The organism is Mesorhizobium sp. M7A.F.Ca.MR.362.00.0.0, from assembly GCF_004023175.1.
Taxonomy (GTDB): domain Bacteria; phylum Pseudomonadota; class Alphaproteobacteria; order Rhizobiales; family Rhizobiaceae; genus Mesorhizobium.
This window is the reverse complement of the sequence record NZ_RZTF01000577.1, coordinates 1002-2845: the sequence shown is the minus strand read 5'-3', so window position 1 is coordinate 2845 and position 1844 is coordinate 1002. Positions and strand designations below refer to the sequence as shown.

The following is a 1844-nucleotide window of genomic DNA, read 5'->3' as shown; positions in this document are numbered from 1 at the left end:
GGAACACCCCTCATCCGTCGCCTTCGGCGACACCTTCTCCCACAAGGGGAGAAGGAAGAAACTGCACTACGGCCTCCTGAACCCGGTCGGACCGCCGTAAAGATATCCGATGCGGGCGACGGCGTCCTTCAGCCCTTCGCGCGACACCAGCATGGTGTGGCCGTTGGCGTGGATCATCGTGTCGGCGTCGGTCATGACGGCGACATGGCCCTTCCAGAACACCAGATCGCCGCGTCGCAACCCGGAGAAATCAGGTCCCGGTTCGAGCGGCTCGCCAAGTGTCGCCGCCTGCATGTCGGAATCGCGCAGCACGTCTTTGCCGGCCATGCGCATCGCCAATTGCACAAGGCCCGAACAGTCGATGCCGAAACCGGAAGTGCCGCCCCAGAGATAGGGCGTGCCGAGAAACGCCTCGGCAACCGCGACATAGTCGGAGGCAGCTTCACTGAGCGGCCGCAGGTGGCTTGCGATCAACGCCTCGCCGGAAGGCAGGACCGCATAGTGCGTACCGCGCGTCTCGGCGGCCTCCGTCACCGTCACCGTCGATCCCATCGACAATTGTCCGGCGATCGGAAAGCGCAGATCCGGCCCGGGGTAGAGGAAGGTGCGCGGCACGCAGACGATGTGCGTCGGCGCATGGTCCCGTTTGCCCAGCATCGTGTCGGCGACGTAGCCGACATAGCCGTCGCGTTCGGCCTGGACCCAGGCCCAGCCCTCAGCGACATCGAAGACCAGGACATCGTCGCCGAACAGCGCTTGCGTGTTGACGCCGGCGTCCGGCCGCGGCGCCTTGCGCATATCGGCCACTGACGCGGTGACCCGCGCCGGCCGGCCGGCGACGAAGCGCTCGGCGGTGACCTCGCCCTTCAGCCTTGCATCGGCGAGATCGGAGCGAAAAGCGTGAAGGCGGGCATCCCTGGCAGTCAAATCGAACACTCTGTTGAAAGGTAATGCGCTCACATCGGCAGTTCGAGCGCCTTGGCGATGATACCATCGCCGAAGCGCTCGACAAAGAGCGCGCCCTCGACCGTGCGCCTGATCAGCACATTGCGCTTGTCGAGTTCATCGCGGTGACGCGAAACGAGTTTCAAAGCGCCCATCGTGTCGAGCGCGCGGGTGATCACCGGCTTGGTGACATTGAGGCGCGCGGCGAGCCCGCGCACGGTGTGCGGTGGCGGGTCGAGATAGATGGTGAACAGGATCGCCGTCTGGCGCATGGTCAGATCGGGCGCGTCGTCGCGCACCTGTGACAGCATCACTTGCTGCCACAGTCGCAAGGCCTGGCTCGGGCGCATAGCAATCGACATCGCGCCAGCATGACGGCAAATTGTTTCGGTTCCGTTTCAGTCGAGGCAATTTTGCCGGCTCCGCCTGCAACCGTCAGCCGTAGCGTTTCGCGATGATCCGCTCTAGGGCGCGGATGCCTTGTGCCTCGCCGCCGGCGGGGCCATGCGGACGATCGGCCGGGTTCCAGGCGAAGATGTCGAAATGCGCCCAGCCCTCGGTCTTTTCGACGAAGCGTTTCAGGAACAGCGCCGCCGTGATCGAGCCGGCGAAACCGTCTGATGTGACATTGTTGATGTCGGCGATTTTCGACGACAGTTTTGCATCGTAGGGCCGCCACAGCGGCATGCGCCACAGAGGGTCCTCGGCCGCGACGGAAGCCGCCGCAAGATCGGATGCCAGCGCTTCGTCACTTGTGTAGAACGGCGGCAGATCGGGGCCGAGCGCGACGCGGGCAGCCCCGGTCAGCGTCGCCATGTCGACCAGAAGCTGCGGCTCCTCCTCGTCGGCCAGCGCCAGCGCATCGGCCAGCACCAGCCGCCCCTCGGCATCCGTATTGC

Annotated in this window: 2 protein-coding genes and 1 pseudogene; all 3 read right to left on the bottom strand. The window is 65.1% G+C overall.

Annotation, left to right across the window (positions count from 1 at the left end; genetic code table 11):
- Positions 1-66: 66 nt before the first annotated feature.
- Positions 67-927, bottom strand: a complete 861-nt coding sequence (locus EOC06_RS35400) for a C40 family peptidase (RefSeq protein WP_164748718.1) — start codon at positions 925-927, stop codon at positions 67-69.
- Positions 928-956: 29 nt separating this feature from the next.
- Entirely contained in the window at positions 957-1307 is a 351-nt protein-coding gene (locus EOC06_RS35395; protein ID WP_013533675.1) for a MarR family winged helix-turn-helix transcriptional regulator, read from the bottom strand.
- Between the two features lie 73 nt (positions 1308-1380).
- A pseudogene (locus EOC06_RS44395) lies at positions 1381-1844 on the bottom strand (leucyl aminopeptidase family protein); the annotation flags it as partial.